This window comes from Arthrobacter sp. MYb227 (assembly GCF_002975435.1).
Classification (GTDB): Bacteria; Actinomycetota; Actinomycetes; order Actinomycetales; family Micrococcaceae; genus Paeniglutamicibacter.
On sequence record NZ_PCPT01000003.1, the window covers coordinates 340,393 to 356,331 of the forward strand.

At 59.0% G+C, this 15,939-nt stretch carries 13 protein-coding genes; 12 read left to right on the forward strand and 1 reads right to left on the reverse strand.

The genetic code is table 11. The annotated features are described in order from the left end of the window. The first annotated feature begins 32 nt into the window (after window positions 1-32). Window positions 33-1,145, forward strand: coding sequence for a hypothetical protein (locus CQ018_RS09130; RefSeq protein ID WP_105549673.1), 1,113 nt, complete (start codon window positions 33-35; stop codon window positions 1,143-1,145). Between the two features lie 27 nt (window positions 1,146-1,172). On the opposite strand, the gene dtd is transcribed toward CQ018_RS09130, so the two are convergent. Next, entirely contained in the window at window positions 1,173-1,613 is a 441-nt protein-coding gene (gene dtd, locus CQ018_RS09135; RefSeq protein WP_105549674.1) for a D-aminoacyl-tRNA deacylase, read from the reverse strand. A gap of 275 nt (window positions 1,614-1,888) precedes the next feature. On the opposite strand from dtd, the gene CQ018_RS09140 reads away from it, so the two are divergent. From CQ018_RS09140 to CQ018_RS09190, 11 genes are all read left to right on the forward strand, one after another. Then, the gene (locus tag CQ018_RS09140; protein WP_105549675.1) at window positions 1,889-3,610 is read left to right on the forward strand and encodes an HNH endonuclease signature motif containing protein; all 1,722 of its coding nucleotides are present in this window, start codon (window positions 1,889-1,891) and stop codon (window positions 3,608-3,610) included. A gap of 175 nt (window positions 3,611-3,785) precedes the next feature. After that, window positions 3,786-5,300 (forward strand): replication-associated recombination protein A, encoded by a 1,515-nt coding sequence (locus CQ018_RS09145; RefSeq protein ID WP_374954185.1) that lies wholly within the window; start codon window positions 3,786-3,788, stop codon window positions 5,298-5,300. 291 nt (window positions 5,301-5,591) lie between these two features. Continuing rightward, window positions 5,592-6,218: a 30S ribosomal protein S4 gene (gene rpsD, locus CQ018_RS09150; protein WP_105549676.1), complete on the forward strand. Its 627-nt coding sequence runs from the start codon at window positions 5,592-5,594 to the stop codon at window positions 6,216-6,218. A gap of 229 nt (window positions 6,219-6,447) precedes the next feature. Beyond that, window positions 6,448-6,819, forward strand: coding sequence for a DUF948 domain-containing protein (locus CQ018_RS09155; RefSeq protein ID WP_105549677.1), 372 nt, complete (start codon window positions 6,448-6,450; stop codon window positions 6,817-6,819). A gap of 268 nt (window positions 6,820-7,087) precedes the next feature. Continuing rightward, window positions 7,088-7,321 carry a hypothetical protein gene (locus CQ018_RS09160; RefSeq protein ID WP_105549678.1) on the forward strand — a complete coding sequence of 78 codons (234 nt, stop codon included), beginning with the start codon at window positions 7,088-7,090 and terminating at the stop codon, window positions 7,319-7,321. Between the two features lie 104 nt (window positions 7,322-7,425). After that, window positions 7,426-10,107 (forward strand): alanine--tRNA ligase, encoded by a 2,682-nt coding sequence (gene alaS, locus CQ018_RS09165; RefSeq protein ID WP_105549679.1) that lies wholly within the window; start codon window positions 7,426-7,428, stop codon window positions 10,105-10,107. Window positions 10,108-10,136: 29 nt separating this feature from the next. Then, window positions 10,137-10,625 carry a Holliday junction resolvase RuvX gene (gene ruvX / locus CQ018_RS09170; protein ID WP_105549680.1) on the forward strand — a complete coding sequence of 163 codons (489 nt, stop codon included), beginning with the start codon at window positions 10,137-10,139 and terminating at the stop codon, window positions 10,623-10,625. A gap of 174 nt (window positions 10,626-10,799) precedes the next feature. Beyond that, a complete protein-coding gene (mltG, locus tag CQ018_RS09175; RefSeq protein ID WP_105549681.1) occupies window positions 10,800-13,217 on the forward strand; it encodes an endolytic transglycosylase MltG in 2,418 nt (805 codons plus the stop codon). Next, window positions 13,214-14,149, forward strand: coding sequence for a shikimate dehydrogenase (locus tag CQ018_RS09180; RefSeq protein WP_105549682.1), 936 nt, complete (start codon window positions 13,214-13,216; stop codon window positions 14,147-14,149). The genes mltG and CQ018_RS09180 overlap by 4 nt, the downstream gene beginning before the upstream one ends. A gap of 20 nt (window positions 14,150-14,169) precedes the next feature. After that, window positions 14,170-15,372, forward strand: a complete 1,203-nt coding sequence (gene aroC / locus CQ018_RS09185; RefSeq protein WP_105549683.1) for a chorismate synthase — start codon at window positions 14,170-14,172, stop codon at window positions 15,370-15,372. Further along, on the forward strand, window positions 15,369-15,926 hold the full coding sequence (locus CQ018_RS09190; protein ID WP_105549684.1) for a shikimate kinase: 558 nt from the start codon (window positions 15,369-15,371) through the stop codon (window positions 15,924-15,926). Before aroC ends, CQ018_RS09190 begins: the two co-directional genes overlap by 4 nt. Window positions 15,927-15,939: the final 13 nt, after the last annotated feature.

A 15,939-nucleotide genomic window follows, 5' to 3' on the forward strand; every position in this document is an offset into this window, starting at 1 on the left:
ATACCGACCAACGACTTTGAAAAGGACCTCTCATGAGTGAAAAGCAACGCAAGAAAGTTCTCTGGGACGCGGAGCTGGAACTCTGGCTCGATTCCCAACGAGAATGGGCTGAAACCGCTGCTGCGGCCATGGTCTTCGCCGATGCTCCCGTCGAGGCAATCAGTAAGGACTTGGCGCTTGTCCGCGAAAGCATGACCGCTAGCGGACAAGACGCCGCGGCACTCTTCGGGGAACCATACGCCTACGGGCGAAAGACCGGCAAACGCCACCGTGCTGCACCTCAGGTCTTAGAGGGTGCACTAATCTTCAACACGTTTAATGGGGCGGTACGAACCGTACTGGCAAGTTTGGGAATGTTGCTACTTCTACTGGGGATCTGGACGGGGTTCAGCGACGGCTGGATGAATGAGAGCTACGCGGGGCCAGTTATTCTGCTTTTCGTCTCGATCACAGTACTTATGGGTATTGCATTCTGGGGCTGGTTGCTACGCACCCGTGGCCGGCTTCGCATCGCACTAGCCATTTGGGGTGCTGTGCTGCTCGGGTTTGCCGGCAGCAGTGGGCTCATGGTGGCGTTGGGAGATTTTGATGCTGCAGGTCCCCCAAACTGGGTCATGCCCCTTGTTGGCCTTATCTTGGTGGCCATCGGGCTGAAGCTACCCGACGAGAAAGCACGAGAGCTGATCGACGATGCTGAGTGGGACGATGAACGCTATTTCAACCACGCATCAAACCTCTTGCGCGGCCGCTACCTGTTCACTCGTACTCAAGCACAAATTGCACTGGCCGAAGCCCAGGCTCATCGCCGTGAATCCAGCGATGGGGGAGCCTCGGACGAGTTCGGAAACGTTGAGGTATTCGCCGCGCAACTTGCTGCAACCCTGCGCACCCCGGTTAAACGTGGGGTCTTGCTACGGCGTGTTGGCTTCAGCGTTGTTGTTGCATTCTTCGGCTTCAATATCATCTCAGTCTTGTTCGAGGGACCAATCACTACCTGGCTCGTCATCCAAGCGGTAATTTGGCTAGGCCTCGTGGCCCTGACCGTCTTTACTTTGCGTCCAACCCAGATCAGGGCCGAAACCAATGAACGTCAACGTGAGCGCAAGGCGGACGCCAGGATTCTGGCTACCACCGACGATGACTGACCCGTACTCGGCCGGGCAACCGACTGCTTAGCCCGGAAGCTCGTCGGTATCAATAATCAACGTGTAGGGACCGGAGTTCACCAACGAAACTTCCATCATTGCCCCAAAAACGCCCGACTCCACATGAGCACCCAAGGCACGCAATTGCGTCATGAATTCCTCGTAGAGCGGTTCGCTCACCGCTCCCGGAGCGGCCTTGGTCCATCCCGGACGGCGCCCCTTGCGTACATCGCCATAAAGCGTGAACTGGCTGATCACCAGCAACGGGGCAGAAAGATCCTCACACGATTTCTCACGCTCAAGCATGCGCAACCGCCAGATTTTGGCTGCAAGCTTTGCCGCCAACGCGGGAGTATCCTCATGTGTCACCCCCAGGAGTACAACAAGACCTGGTCCGTCGATCTTTCCGACGATCTCGCCCTCAACTTCAACCGAAGCCCGCGATACAACCTGCACTACTGCCTTCATGACATCCTTTTAATTCTCTAGCTACAGCCGCGCTCCGAACACACATGTGTCAAGACCACAGGGAATTTCAACCGATAACTGGCCACCGTGCCAAGACACAATGGCCGAACTCTTCAGCAAACGACTTTACAGAGATTCCGCAGCTACCTGCACTTTTCACACTTTATCCAAGGTCTTGGTCCTGTTCCCCACACAGCGCCACAGCGTAAATCCACTTTCCCCCACAATTTCGTTTTTCTGCTTTTTTGCATCTCGCCAAAGAGCACACTAATTCCATGAGCACGCAAACGAACACCGATATGGCGGATACTGTTTCCGTCTCTGGACTGCTGAGCCAACTGGCTTCAACAGTGCTCAGCGTGCGTGCAATCTCAGAACACCTGCAAGAGGCCTCTCTAGATGCTGCCGGCAGCGCAATTTTCATGGGTCTACTCGAAAAGGCCGAGCGGACGATCAACTACGCGCAACTAGTGGTGACGCATCAGGCGGAGCTTTCCCAAGTACACCGGCTGGATCCGGTGGTAGCTCAACAAATCGACGAGTTGGTTGAAGATCCCGCGCCACTGGCCCACGGTAGCGTCCAGGCACCCGCCGAACAGCTGTGCAAGGGCATGTCCCCGTACCGGAATCCGCAGGCATTCATCCAAGGTCACCTTCATATTTCAGCGTATGAAGCCAAACGCCGGCTCACCGGTGCCCACCTGCTGGTTGCTCCCACACCCCATGAAAATACAGACCCCGCAGTAGAAGCATCCAATAGTCCCAGTTATCCGGTTCTTGCCCAGGCAGCGGCAGATGGAAGCGCTGATGTTGGAAACCTTGCGAATCTCGCAGGGCAACTCGAAGGAATCAAACCACGTTTCGCAGATCGCACCGATGCACAGGAGCTGAGCACAGCCATTGAAAATTCGCTGGCTCATCAGGCAAGGAATAGTGAGCCGAGCGATTGCGCAAAGACTTTCCGGGATTGGAAGGGTGTACTTGCAAGTGATGGCTCTCCCATGACCGAGGAAGAAATCCTGGCTAGGCGTGGAATCCATTTCAGAGGATTTCGGGACGGAAGCGATGAGTACCTCTTGCGCTGTTCCCCGCAATTCTCGGAAGTTCTACAAACACTCGGCGATGTGGTGATCAACCCACGTTCCACTAAGCGTCCACCATTCTCGGAGTCCACAAGGACGCCTGAGAAAGAAGACACGACCGCCAAATCACCGTTTGCAGCCACAGCATCGGGTACACCCACCTACACGCCGGTAGGAACACCGGCACCAGACTGGAGCTTCGACCCGATGCTTCCCGACGATCAGATCCCACAAAGCCAACTTGATACTGGAATGCCACCGGATCCATTACCGCTTCCAGACGAAGACCCTCGTACTAAGGCCCAGTTACTACTCGATGTGATCATTTGGCTCTGTGGAGCAGCAATCAACGCTGAATCATTCAACGGCACCGACGGCGTTTTCAGTGAAACCGGTGGGCTACACGCGACAATCAATGTCACCATCGATTACCTGAGCCTCTTGGGACGGCTCGATAAGGCGGGTATTACCGCTCATGGAATGCCAATATCGGCAGCCAATGTCAGACGCATGGCCTGCAACGCAGATATTATTCCGGCCGTGCTTGGCACTAAGGGTGAGCTACTAGATCTGGGACGCACCTCTCGAGGATTTAGTAAGGCGCAACGAAAAGCGCTAGCCATTCGTGACCGTGGCTGTACCGTGCCCGGATGCCATCGCTCGGCAGCAACCAGTGAAGCCCACCATGTGAAGCCATGGTCCGAAGGTGGAGAAACCAACGTTGACAACGGCATTTTAATCTGTGAATACCATCATCTGCAGGTTCATGCCGGGCTGATTACCATGAAGATGATCGACGGTGTGCCCTACCTAGTAGCTCGGGCCGGCCGCCCACGAGGAGATCCAGAACGAAACCTCTACTGGCACCCGGAGCTTCTGACCTCCGGTTACACACCTCCGCTCTTCGACGAGTGATCTAGCTCAGCCACCAGTACAGAACAATCAGATTTCTTCCCCAGCAGCCCCGCGGGTGACGCGCCCCCAAGCGTGCCCGCGGGGCTGCCCTGCGCATACCCACAGTTTCATGGCAAACCAGCGTTCAAAACAGCTGCGGACTAAACATCTAGCCTTGCTGAACTAGGCTGGGGGAGTGAACGATCTGCTCAGCGCCTTGGGTGACGACGAGGAAAACGACAATAACGAATATGTGCGACCCCGCGCACCCCTAGCCGTACGCATGCGCCCACGCAGTGTAGAAGAACTGGTCGGCCAACAGCATCTGCTTAAGCCCGGCTCCCCGCTGCGCCAGCTCGCCGGCATCGATGGGCCTGGCCCCTCCGGTCCCTCAAGCATCATTCTGTGGGGACCTCCCGGTACCGGAAAAACCACCATCGCGCACGTAATTGCCCGTGCCCCAGGGCGCCGCTTTGTTGAACTTAGTGCCATCACCGCCGGGGTCAAGGACGTACGACGCGTCATGGACCAGGCACTCGAAGACCGCGACCTACGCGGCTTCACCACAGTGCTCTTCCTGGATGAAATTCACCGCTTCAATAAGGCCCAGCAGGATGCACTGCTGCCTGGAGTAGAAAACCGCTGGGTAGTGCTGGTCGCCGCCACCACCGAAAACCCGTCGTTCTCCGTGGTCTCCCCGCTACTTTCCCGTTCTCTGCTGCTCACCCTGCGTCCACTTGATGAATCAGACATCAAAAGCTTGCTCACTCGGGCACTTGAAGACTCCCGTGGATTCAACGATGAGCTGGTTTTGGGGCCCGAAGCGCTAGACCACCTCATTCGCATGGCCGGGGGAGATGCTCGACGTTCACTGACCGCGCTTGAAGCAGCTGCTGGAGTGGCCTGGAGTGCCGATGCTGCGGCTAAGGCAGCCCACGAATCCGAGCAAAACACTGCCGAGTCAGACGACACGGACATGCTCGATGATGATGACACGCGGCAAGCACCTTCCGACGGCGCGGAAGAGCCGGACAGCCCGGATTCCCCTCAGGACACCCGGATTCGTATCACTCTGGAGCACACCGAGCGTGCCATGGATGCCGCGGTACAACGCTATGACAAGGCCGGGGATCAGCACTACGACATCATCAGCGCCTTCATTAAATCAATTCGTGGATCCGATGTTGACGCGGCACTGCACTATCTAGCCAAAATGCTCGAGGCCGGCGAAGACCCCCGTTTCATTGGCCGTCGCATCATGATCAGCGCTTCCGAAGACATCGGCATGGCCGATCCCACCGCTCTACAAACAGCAGTCGCAGCCGCCCAAGCGGTCCAACTTATTGGCATGCCAGAAGCCCGCATCATCCTGGGCCATGCCGTAGTTCATGTGGCAACGGCACCAAAATCAAATGCTGCCTACAACGGCATCAACGAGGCGGTTGCCGACGTACGCGCCGGCAAAGGCCGTGGCGTGCCCAATCATCTGCGCGATGCACACTATGCGGGAGCCTCGGCACTGGGACATGGCAAGGGCTACATTTACTCGCACGATTCCCCACACTCGATTGCCACCCAGCAATATGCGCCAGATGATTTGCAGGGCGTTGATTACTACCGGCCCACTACAAACGGGGCCGAACGCATGATTGGGGAGCGCCTAGAACGCATCCGTGGCATTATCCGTGCCAAATTCCGTTCCAGAAAATAGTGTGATCACACGTGGCAGCCTACGTTTTGTCGAGAAAATCATTGAACCGGCCCGCTAATACCCGGTGTGTGCCGTTTCACTGAAACTGCCAGCACCCAACGTTCGCCAACGATTAGTTCACGCTGGTAGGATTGATCTTTGGCTGGCAAGCTCTTATCTACTCACCAAAGAACTTCAGGGTTCCAAGGTGCGAGGAATAAGGGTTGCAGTGACCAGGGATGCGGCTTCCCTCAACTCTCCATCATGGAGGCCAGACCAGATAACAGTCGCTCTAAAAAGAAAAGGACACTCGTGGCTAACAACACTCGTGCCCGCCGTAAGGTTCGCCTCTCGCGAGCCCTCGGCCTTGCTCTGACTCCTAAAGCTGAAAAGTACATGGAGCGTCGTCCCTACGGTCCGGGCCAGCACGGCCGTGCCCGCAAGAAGCAGGACAGCGACTACGCAGTACGCTTGCGCGAAAAGCAGCGTTTGCGCGCGCAGTACGGCATCCGCGAAGCACAGATGACCCGTGCCTTCGAAGAAGCCAAGCGCACCGCTGGCCAGACCGGTGAAAACCTGGTTGAGCTCTTGGAAATGCGTCTTGACGCCCTGGTACTGCGTGCAGGCTTCGCCCGCACCATCGCCCAGGCTCGCCAGCTTGTGGTTCACCGCCACATCATGGTTAACGGCGCACGTGTTGACCGTCCGTCGTACCGCGTGACCGAGGGTCAGCTGATCCACGTTCACGAGCGTAGCGAAAAGATGGGCCCGTTCCAGATTGCCGCCGCTGGTGCTCACCGCGACGTTCTTCCGGCAGTTCCTGCCTACCTTGACGTCAAGCTTGAAGCCCTTCAGGCCAAGCTTGTTCGTCGCCCGAAGCGCTCCGAGGTTCCTGTAACCTGCGAAGAGAACCTCGTGGTCGAATACTACGCACGCTAAATTCGATGAGCTTTTAGCTCACCCGAATAAGGCAGTGCAACACGAAGCCCGTGACCAAATTGGTCACGGGCTTCGTGCTTTTCCATGTCTTCTCCAGTACTTGCATCGTGTCGGTGCGACACGCCCAAGATACTCATCGGAGCTACCGCGTAGCTGGCCAGTTCTGTGCTTGTGCCCGCCATTCGGTAAGGTGGAAACGCACACGTCACCAACGGCAGAGGAAAAGCACATGACAGGGTCGGATATCGCCGGACTCATCGCAGCGGGGGTATTTGCAGTACTTGTTGCATTGCTCGCCATTCCGATCTGGAAGCTCGGCAAGGTTTTTGATGAGCTGCGTGCAGCGGTTCGCGACGTTTCCGATGGCACCACGCCGTTGCTCTCGGAGGTCACCACCACCGTTGCTACCACCAACGATCAGTTGCGCAAGGTCGAGGGAATCACCAATAATGTGTCCGATGCCTCAGCCAACATCAGTGCTCTTTCTTCGCTCACCGCGGCAACACTTGGCAAGCCACTGATCAAGGTCGCCGCTTTCACCTCCGGTGTCAAGGCAGCCATGGGCACCAAGACCACAGGCAAGGGTCGTCGCAGCCGCTAACCACCGGTTTGTCCCGTGCCTATGAGCACGGCATGATGCATCGTTGCGCTGTGAGTTTTCTCTAGCCACAGCAAACTGCGGCACCACGCACAGACACGGGCACGCAGATAGCCACGGCGATGAGTGGCAGGCAAAGCAGAAGGCACTGGGAACTAAAGGTTCCTACAAGCTGTTAAAACTCTTGAGCAAACTCGAAGAGTGCACCCAAAAACCCGATTCCTCAGCCACCACACGCGGCTGGTACTGAACACTGAAAGTAGAAGCGCAGATGAAAAAGCTATTCTGGGTCGGCATCGGTATCGGTGTCGGCGTCCTGGCAGCCCGCAAACTCGGCGAAGCCAAGGCACTCGCTGGACCCGAGGGATTGAACCGCACGGTAGGTCGCCTCACCGATTCATTGCATGAAGTTGCCGACGCATTCCGCAGCGGAATGAACGAACGCGAAACAGAATTACGCCAAGCCTTGGGCTTGGATGAGGCAAACGGCCAAAACCACAACTAAACTTGTTCACGGTGTCACACACCCAATACGTGAATTAGCAGATCTACGCATCTAACTAGGCACCAGCACTACCCCGTAAGCACGAAGGGACCAAAAGAGGAATTATGAAATCGCAGGAAATTGCACGCCGGTGGGTCGACTACTTTGAGTCAAAGGGCCACACCGCGGTTCCCAGCGCCTCCTTGGTCTCCTCAGACCCCTCACTCTTGTTCACAGTTGCAGGTATGGTGCCGTTCATCCCGTACCTGACAGCCCGCGAAGAGGCCCCCTACACCCGCGCCACCTCGGTGCAGAAGTGCATTCGCACCGGTGATATCGAAGAAGTCGGTAAGACCGTACGACACGGCACCTTCTTCCAGATGGCCGGCAACTTCTCCTTCGGCGACTATTTCAAGGAAGGCGCCATTTCCTACGCCTGGGAGCTGCTGACCAGTTCCCTTGAAGACGGCGGCTACGGCCTTGACCCACAGCGCCTGTGGATCACCGTCTTCCACGAGGACACCGAAGCACTGGAAATCTGGCGCGACAAGATCGGTATCCCGGCCGAACGCATTCAGAAGATGGGCATGGAGGACAACTACTGGTCCACCGGCCAGCCCGGCCCGGCCGGCCCCTGCTCGGAGATCTTCTACGACCGCGGCCCGGAGTACGGCATCGAGGGCGGCCCGGAGGCCGACGACACCCGCTACATCGAAATCTGGAACCTCGTGTTCATGCAGTACCAGCGTGGCGAGGGCACCGGCAAGGACAGCTTCGAAATCCTAGGCGAACTGCCCAAGAAGAATATCGATACCGGCCTGGGCCTTGAGCGCCTTGCCATGATCCTGCAGGGTGTCGAGAACATGTACGAGACCGACCAGGTCCGTCCGGTACTCGACAAAGCAGCGGAGCTTGCCGGCAAGGCCTACACCTCCACCGAGGACCCAGCCGATCCAAACCACGCAAATGATGTGCGCATGCGCATGGTTGCGGACCACATCCGCTCCTCGCTGATGCTGATTTCCGATGGCGTTTCCCCGGGCAATGAGGGCCGCGGCTATGTGCTGCGCCGACTAATCCGTCGCGCCGTGCGTGCCATGCGCCTGATGGGCGTGGAAACTGCCGTCCTTCCGGAGCTGCTTCCCGAGTCCCGCGACGCCATGAAGGGCGTCTACCCGATCGTCGAAACCGACTTCGCACGCATCTCGCGCATCGCCTACGCCGAGGAACGCGCGTTCCTGCGCACTATTGCCTCGGGCACCACCCGCTTGGAAGATGCACTGAAGGCTTCAAAGGCCAAGGGTGCAGCACTTTCCGGTGAAGACGCCTTCGCACTGCACGACACCTACGGCTTCCCGATCGATTTGACCTTGGAGATCGCCGCCGAGGCGGGCCTCGCTGTCGATGAGACCCAGTTCCGTACCCTGATGAACGAGCAGCGCACCCGCGCCCAGAAGGACGCCAAGGCCAAGAAGGCCGGCCACGCCGACCTAACCGTCTTCACCCAGCTGCACGATGCCGGAGATGTCATCTTCACCGGCTACGACGAGCTGACCAGCGAATCTACCGTGCGCGGCATCGTGCACAACGGTGCATTGGTTGAGGTCGCCGAACAGGGCCAGCAGATCGAACTGGTGCTCAACGCTACCCCGTTCTACGCCGAGGCAGGTGGCCAGGCGGGCGATGTTGGTTTGATCACCGGTGACGGTTTCGTGCTTGAGGTGCTCGATGTGCAGTCCCCAATCCGTGGACTCAACGTGCACCAGGCCATCGTCCGCGAGGGCGAATTACCGGCCAACGCCACGGTGCTGGCCGAGGTCGATCGCACCCGCCGTCTCTCCGGCGAACAAGCACACTCGGCAACCCACCTAGTGCACGCCGCGTTGCATGAGATTCTTGGCCCGGATGCGCTGCAGTCCGGTTCCTACAACAAGGCCGGCTACCTGCGCTTTGACTTCTCCTGGTCCGAGGCACTTTCCGCTGCTGCCCGCAACGAGATCGAAGAGGTAGTAAACCTCTCCATCCGCAATAACCATCAGGTGCTCACCAACGTGATGCCGCTGGCCGAGGCGCAGGCCGCCGGAGCCATGAGCCTCTTCGGCGAAAAGTACGGAAATACAGTACGCATGGTGGAGATCAACGGGGAATGGAGCCGTGAACTCTGCGGTGGCACCCACGTGGGCAACACCGCGCAGATCGGTTCGCTGACCTTGTTGGGCGAAGCCTCCGTTGGTTCGGGTAACCGCCGCGTGGAGGCACTGGTCGGCATGGAGGCGTTCCGCCACGGCGCCGCCGAGCGCACCCTGGTCTCGGAGCTTTCCTCAATGTTCAAGGTTCCGGCCGCTCAGCTCAATGAGCGCATTAGCGAAACCGTTGCCAAGCTCAAGCAGGCCGAACGCGAGATTGAGAAGCTACGTACGGCACAGCTTGCGGCTCAGGCCGGCTCCCTGGTAGCCAAGGCCCAAGACCTCAACGGAGTTCGCGTGCTGGCACACGATACCGGTGAGGTTCCAAGCGCCGAGGCGCTGCGCACCCTGGCCTTGGATCTGCGTGATCGTTTGGGTTCGGAGGCCTCCACCGTCGCCCTAACCGGCGTGTCTAATGGCCGTCCGTTGGTGCTTGTGGCCACCAACGATGCGGCACGCGCCAAGGGCGTGAAGGCGGGAGCCTTGGTTCGCACCGCAGCCAAGATTCTTGGCGGCGGCGGCGGCGGCAAGGACGATGTTGCGCAGGGCGGTGGCCAGGATGCCACACAGATCCCCGCAGCGTTGCAGGCCATGAGCGCCGCGATCCAGGAGCTGTCATAACTTCGGAAACATACCCCACCCGCGGGGTCATGCTGGGCGTCGACGTGGGCATGGCCCGCGTCGGCGTCGCGGCGTCCGATCCCGATGGCCTGCTTGCCACCCCGGTGAAGACGCTTAAACGCGATATCAAGAAGAACAGCGACATCTTTGTGCTGCTCAAGCTCGGTATCGAGCGCGATGTTAAGCAAATATTTGTTGGGCTCCCTCGGTCCATGTCCGGTGGTGAAACCGCCTCAACGCAGATGGCCCGGGATTATGCCGATGAATTGGCTAATCAACTAGTGACCGCCGGTCAGGAGCACATCCAGGTGCGACTGGTCGATGAACGGTTGACAACTGTCAGTGCCCACCGTTCCCTACATCAAGCAGGTTTGGATGGACGCAAGCATCGTGCGGTCGTTGATCAGGCCGCCGCGGTAGAGATACTCCAACAAGTGCTCGAAATGCGACGGCACGGTCAACATGCCCCCGGTGAGCTAGTTACTCCGGGTAATCGCAAGTCTGGCGATGTATTCTAGGACTCGCAAGGCTGTCGCCAAAGACCCCCAAGGCGGCAGCAATCGTGCTACAAATGATCTGCTCGAACACTTAGAATCTTCTGAGATTCACTTCACGTTGCAGATAAGCTTCACAGGTGGGCCTTCGTCGTCCCCCGGCTACTACGTTGCCTTACGGGCAAGGGAGAACACCGCATGACTAACGAATCGTCTATCGATTCCACGCGCAAGGACCATGAGGTCTCACCTCGTCGTGCCGCACGCGAGGCACGCCGCAGAGCCGAAGCTCTGGCTCAAGGCTTGGAGGCGCCACTTCCGGGTAGTGATTCTGCCGATTCGGCTGCCTCGGCGTCCTCATCGTTAACCGCAGCTTCCGCGCCCTCGTCCGCAACGCCAGAAGAAGCCGCCGGTGAGCCACAAGCTAGTGCTAGCCAGCTCGAACACCTCGCCCCCGACGCTGTGCAATCGGCAGCCTCCGGTACTGCCGCATCGGCACCTGTACCAACGCCGGAAGAATTAGCGACTCGCGAAAAGCGCAGTCGTTCCTTCGCCGCGGCGCAGCGTGCCAGCAGTGAAGGAGCCCTGCGTGCACGTCGGGAAGCCATGGAAGCTCAGCGTGCCGCTGCCGAACGTGTGCGTGAGACACTTCGGGCAAATGCTGTTGGGCCACGCCGTGCGGCACGTGCCGCGTCGTCGTCAAGTGCGCTAACTCCTGCTTCAGCAACCGCTGATTCACACACAGCGCAGCCCACGACCCAGGTATCCTCGATCAAGGAATCTGTCACAAGTCCCGATAGCGCCACACGAAACGTTGCCCCGACTTCTTCCGCAGCACCTTTTGACCAAAATGCCACGCCCGAAGATCACTTTAAGACTTCGACTAGCACTCCAACCACGGATCAGCTGTCCTCGGATGATCCGGTTCGGCAGCAGCTTCCTACTGCGCCGCCCCACGTGGTCCAGCCGGTACAGCCAATCCAGCCGCCGGTGCAGCAGCCAGAAAAGCAAATCCATCACGATGCTCTGGCCCAAGCAGAACCAAGAAATACTGCGCCTTCCGCTGCCATGCGAGCGCCAGATGGTTGGGATGCACGCGACCACGAGTCGATGAGCTTCAACGACATCCTCACGCATCCCATCGGCATTACATCCCGGCCGCAGGTATCCAGTGCGGAAACCACCGCGAGCGTCGCACCAAGCCCAAACTCAGCCCCGGCTTCACAGCCGAGTCCCGAGGCGCTCACTCAGGACACCAGGGAGGCTATACCCGCTGGAGGCAACCCACAGGAACTTCCCGAGCCCTACCCAGCAGAACTTGACCCGGCCACTGAGGCCTTCGAAACATTCCAAGGCCCCGATGCACTCGCCCAGGAAGCCGCCCAGCAATACGCTACGGAGCAGACCCACACCGACGTTGAGGCCGAACACGAATACTTTGAAGATGCCTACTATGCGCACGATGCTGCAGATCCGGTAGATCCGCAGGCACGCGAAAACCTCTTTATCGCCGGCCCCACTCCCGATGATGCCCAGTTCGCTTCGGCACGCAAAACACGCAAACGTCGCCGCAACGGAGTCATGGCAGCGGTCATCGTGGGCTTTATTGCGGTCATCGTCGCAGTGGTGCTGATCTTGCAGGGCGTTTTAGCCAAACTCAATCCCGCGGACTACCCGAGCCCCGGCGGCGATGCCGTAACTTTTGAGGTTAAATCCGGTTGGGGAACCAACCAGATCGGTAAAAACCTCGTGGCCCAGGACATCGTTGCCAGCGAAAAACTCTTTTCCGAGGCCGTGCAACTCGTAGAAACCGATAACCGTGAAATCCACCCGGGCACCTACGATCTGCGCAAACAAATGCCAGCCCTAGACGCGGCAACCATCCTGATTGGTGATGGTGCGCCAAAGGTCGGCTACGTGGCCATCAAACAAAACGTCCGTATGCCAGCGGTGCTTGAAGAAATCGCTAAGAGTTCAGGTCTGCCGCTGAAGGACCTGCAAAAACTTGCCAACGAGCCCAAGACCTTCGGGATTAAATCCGAGGCGAAAAACCTCGAAGGCTATCTGCACCCGGGGGAGTACCGTTTCCCCATCGATGCCGATGCCAAGACCGTGCTTCAAATGATGGTCGATGCAACCCAAAAATCGCTGAAGGATCAGGGGATTACCGATCCGACAGAAGGTTACCGCGCACTGAAAATCGCTTCAATCCTGCAGGCGGAAGCCCGCCCGAATGATTATGCGGTGGTTGCTGGAGCACTGGAAAACCGTTTGCACCCCAATAACACGGAGACAAATGGTCTGCTTCAGGTCGACTCGACGGTTATTTATGGGCTCAATCGCTACACGCTGCAGATTTCCAAGGCGGAAAAGGTTGATGCGGGTAACCCGTACAACTCCTACGTGCATAAGGGCCTGCCGCCAACACCGATTGGCTCCCCGGGCGATTCGGCACTCAAGGCAGCAGCAAACCCCACGGCCAACGATTATTACTACTGGGTCACGGTGAACACCAATACTGGTGAAACCAAGTTCGCGAAAACCTACCGTGAGCACCTGGTGAATCAGAACGAATTCCGCGCCTGGTGCGCGGCGAATACGGATGTATGTAAGTGACACAGTACGTAGTACCCTCCGATGCCCGCGCAGCCGTGCTCGGGCACCCGGTGGGCCATTCCCGTTCCCCGTTGCTGCACGCCGCAGCCTACAAGGAACTGAATGTACCCATCGATTACACGGCAATCGATATCCTTCCGGAGCAGGCCGCTGACTTCGCACAGCGGCTACGCACCGAGCCCGGCTGGGTCGGTGTCTCGGTGACCATGCCGATGAAGGACGCGTTGATTCCCTACATTGACGAGCCCTCCGAGCGGGTCAAACGGCTCGGCGCACTAAACACCATCATGGTGCACCATAGTTCCACTGGGGTGCGCTTGGCCGCGGAAAATACCGATATCGACGGCATCGTGCGTGCCCTGGCCCTACCGCGCCCCACCCCGGGGGAACCAGGCCCGTTGCTTGGCATCCTGGGCAACGGCAATACCGCGCTTGCCGCCCTTGAAGCGTGCGCCCTGCTTGGTGCATCCCGCGTCGAGCTGCTGGTGCGCAACCCGCAGCGCGCCACCGAGGTGATCGCCTTGGCCCAGACCCTGGGGCTGGTGCTCAATGTACTTCCCTATACCGAGGGGGCACCGGTCCTGACGCACTGCGATGCCTTGATTTCCACGTTGCCCCCGCGCGCTGCAGATACCTGGCTGGATCCCTTGGGCCTGCCTGCGGCTTCGACGCCCCGGAGCTCCGCGGCCGCGATGACCAGCATTAAACCCGGGGCGATCCTCTTGGATGTTGCCTACGACCCCTGGCCATCGGCCTTGGCCACCGCGTGGGAAACCGCAGGCGGCTCCGTCGTCTCCGGCCTGAGCATGTTAGTGCATCAGGGTCTGGAACAGGTCAAACTTTTTTCACGAATTCAAGATGCCGACTGGGAGCACGTCACAAATGTGATGTGCGACGCAGTAGGCGTACCTAGGCCCTCTTCGGGCTCCTAGTCCATGGCAGGATGGAGTGCATGTTGCGTTGGTTGACGGCGGGCGAATCACACGGCCCCGCATTAGTTGGAATTATTGAGGGACTGCCCGCGGGCATTTCCATCTCCTCACAGGATGTGCGCGATGCTCTTGCACGCCGCCGCCTCGGTTATGGCCGTGGCGCCCGCATGAAGTTTGAGCAGGATGAGGTCTCCTTCATCGGCGGCGTCCGCCACGGGCTCACCCAGGGTGGCCCGGTGGCCATCGAGGTCGGCAACACCGAATGGCCCAAGTGGTCAAAGGTCATGAACCCCGATGAAGTTGATCCCGAAGAGCTGGCCTCGATGGCACGCAATGCGCCATTGACCCGCCCGCGTCCCGGACACGCGGACTTCACCGGCATGCAGAAGTATGGTTTTGACGATGCGCGCCCGGTGCTGGAGCGTGCTTCGGCCCGCGAAACTGCTGCCCGCGTGGCACTGGGTTCGGTTGCGGCTAATTTCTTGGCCGAACTTGGCGTAGAGCTTGTCTCACACACCGTCTCGGTGGGTACAGTTTCTTCCCCGGAAGGCTCTGCCCTGCCACGGGCCTCCGACGTCGTGGCCCTCGATGCAGATCCACTGCGCTGCTTTGATGCACAGACGTCCTCCGCCATGGTCACCGAGGTCGACGCGGCCCACAAGGAGGGCGAAACTCTCGGTGGCATCGTCGAGGTGCTGGCCTACAACCTGCCCCCGGGACTTGGTTCCTACGTGCACTGGGACCGCCGTCTTGACGCGCGCCTAGCCGGTGCGCTGATGGGCATCCAGGCCATCAAGGGTGTTGAGGTCGGCGACGGTTTCCTCACCGCATCCCGCCGTGGTTCGGCGGCGCACGATGAGATCGTGCGCGGGCAGGACGGCGTGATCGATCGCTCCGGCAATAAGGCAGGTGGCATCGAGGGCGGCATGAGCATTGGCGATGTGCTGCGCGTGCGTGCGGCCATGAAGCCGATTGCTACGGTCCCGCGCGCCCTGCGCACCATTGATACGGCCACCGGCGAAGGCACCACCGCACACCACCAGCGTTCGGATGTTTGTGCCGTTCCTGCCGCCGGCGTTGTCGCCGAGGCCATGGTTGCCCTGGTATTGGCCCAGGCCATGCTGGAGAAGTTCGGTGGCGATTCGGTCACCGAGGTCAAACGCAACCTCACTACCTATCTAGATGCGATCCCCGAATCCCTGGACTCGGTACGTCGTTCATGAGCCGTACGATCTTTTTGATCGGGCCCATGGCCAGCGGCAAATCCGCTGTTGGCGCACAATTGGCCCGGCAACTTGGGACAACCATGATCGATACCGATGAGTTGGTGGTTCAAGAACATGGAACCATCAAGGAGATTTTCGCCGCAGGTGGCGAGCCAGCTTTCCGTGCCTTCGAGTCCGAAGCGTTGCGGCAGGCGGCCGCCGCAGGCGATAGTCGTGAAGCAACTCCGCCGCTGGTCATTGCCAGCGGCGGGGGAGCGGTACTCGCCCCGCACAACCGTGAGCTCCTTGCCACAGGGTTCACCGTGTACCTGTACATTGACGCGCAAACCGTTGCCAAACGCATTGCCGGAGATGTGGTGCGCCCGCTACTTGCCGGTGCCCCGGACGATACAACCCAGGAACCCTCGCCGTTAGAAACCTGGCAGAACATTTTCACAACGCGTACCCATATTTATGAGGGCTGTGCCGATCTCACGCTCGATGTGCGCACCCAAAACCCCGCCGAAATCGCGGAGGCAATCATCACCGCCTACCGTGATGCCGGACACTGAAACACCCTTTAGC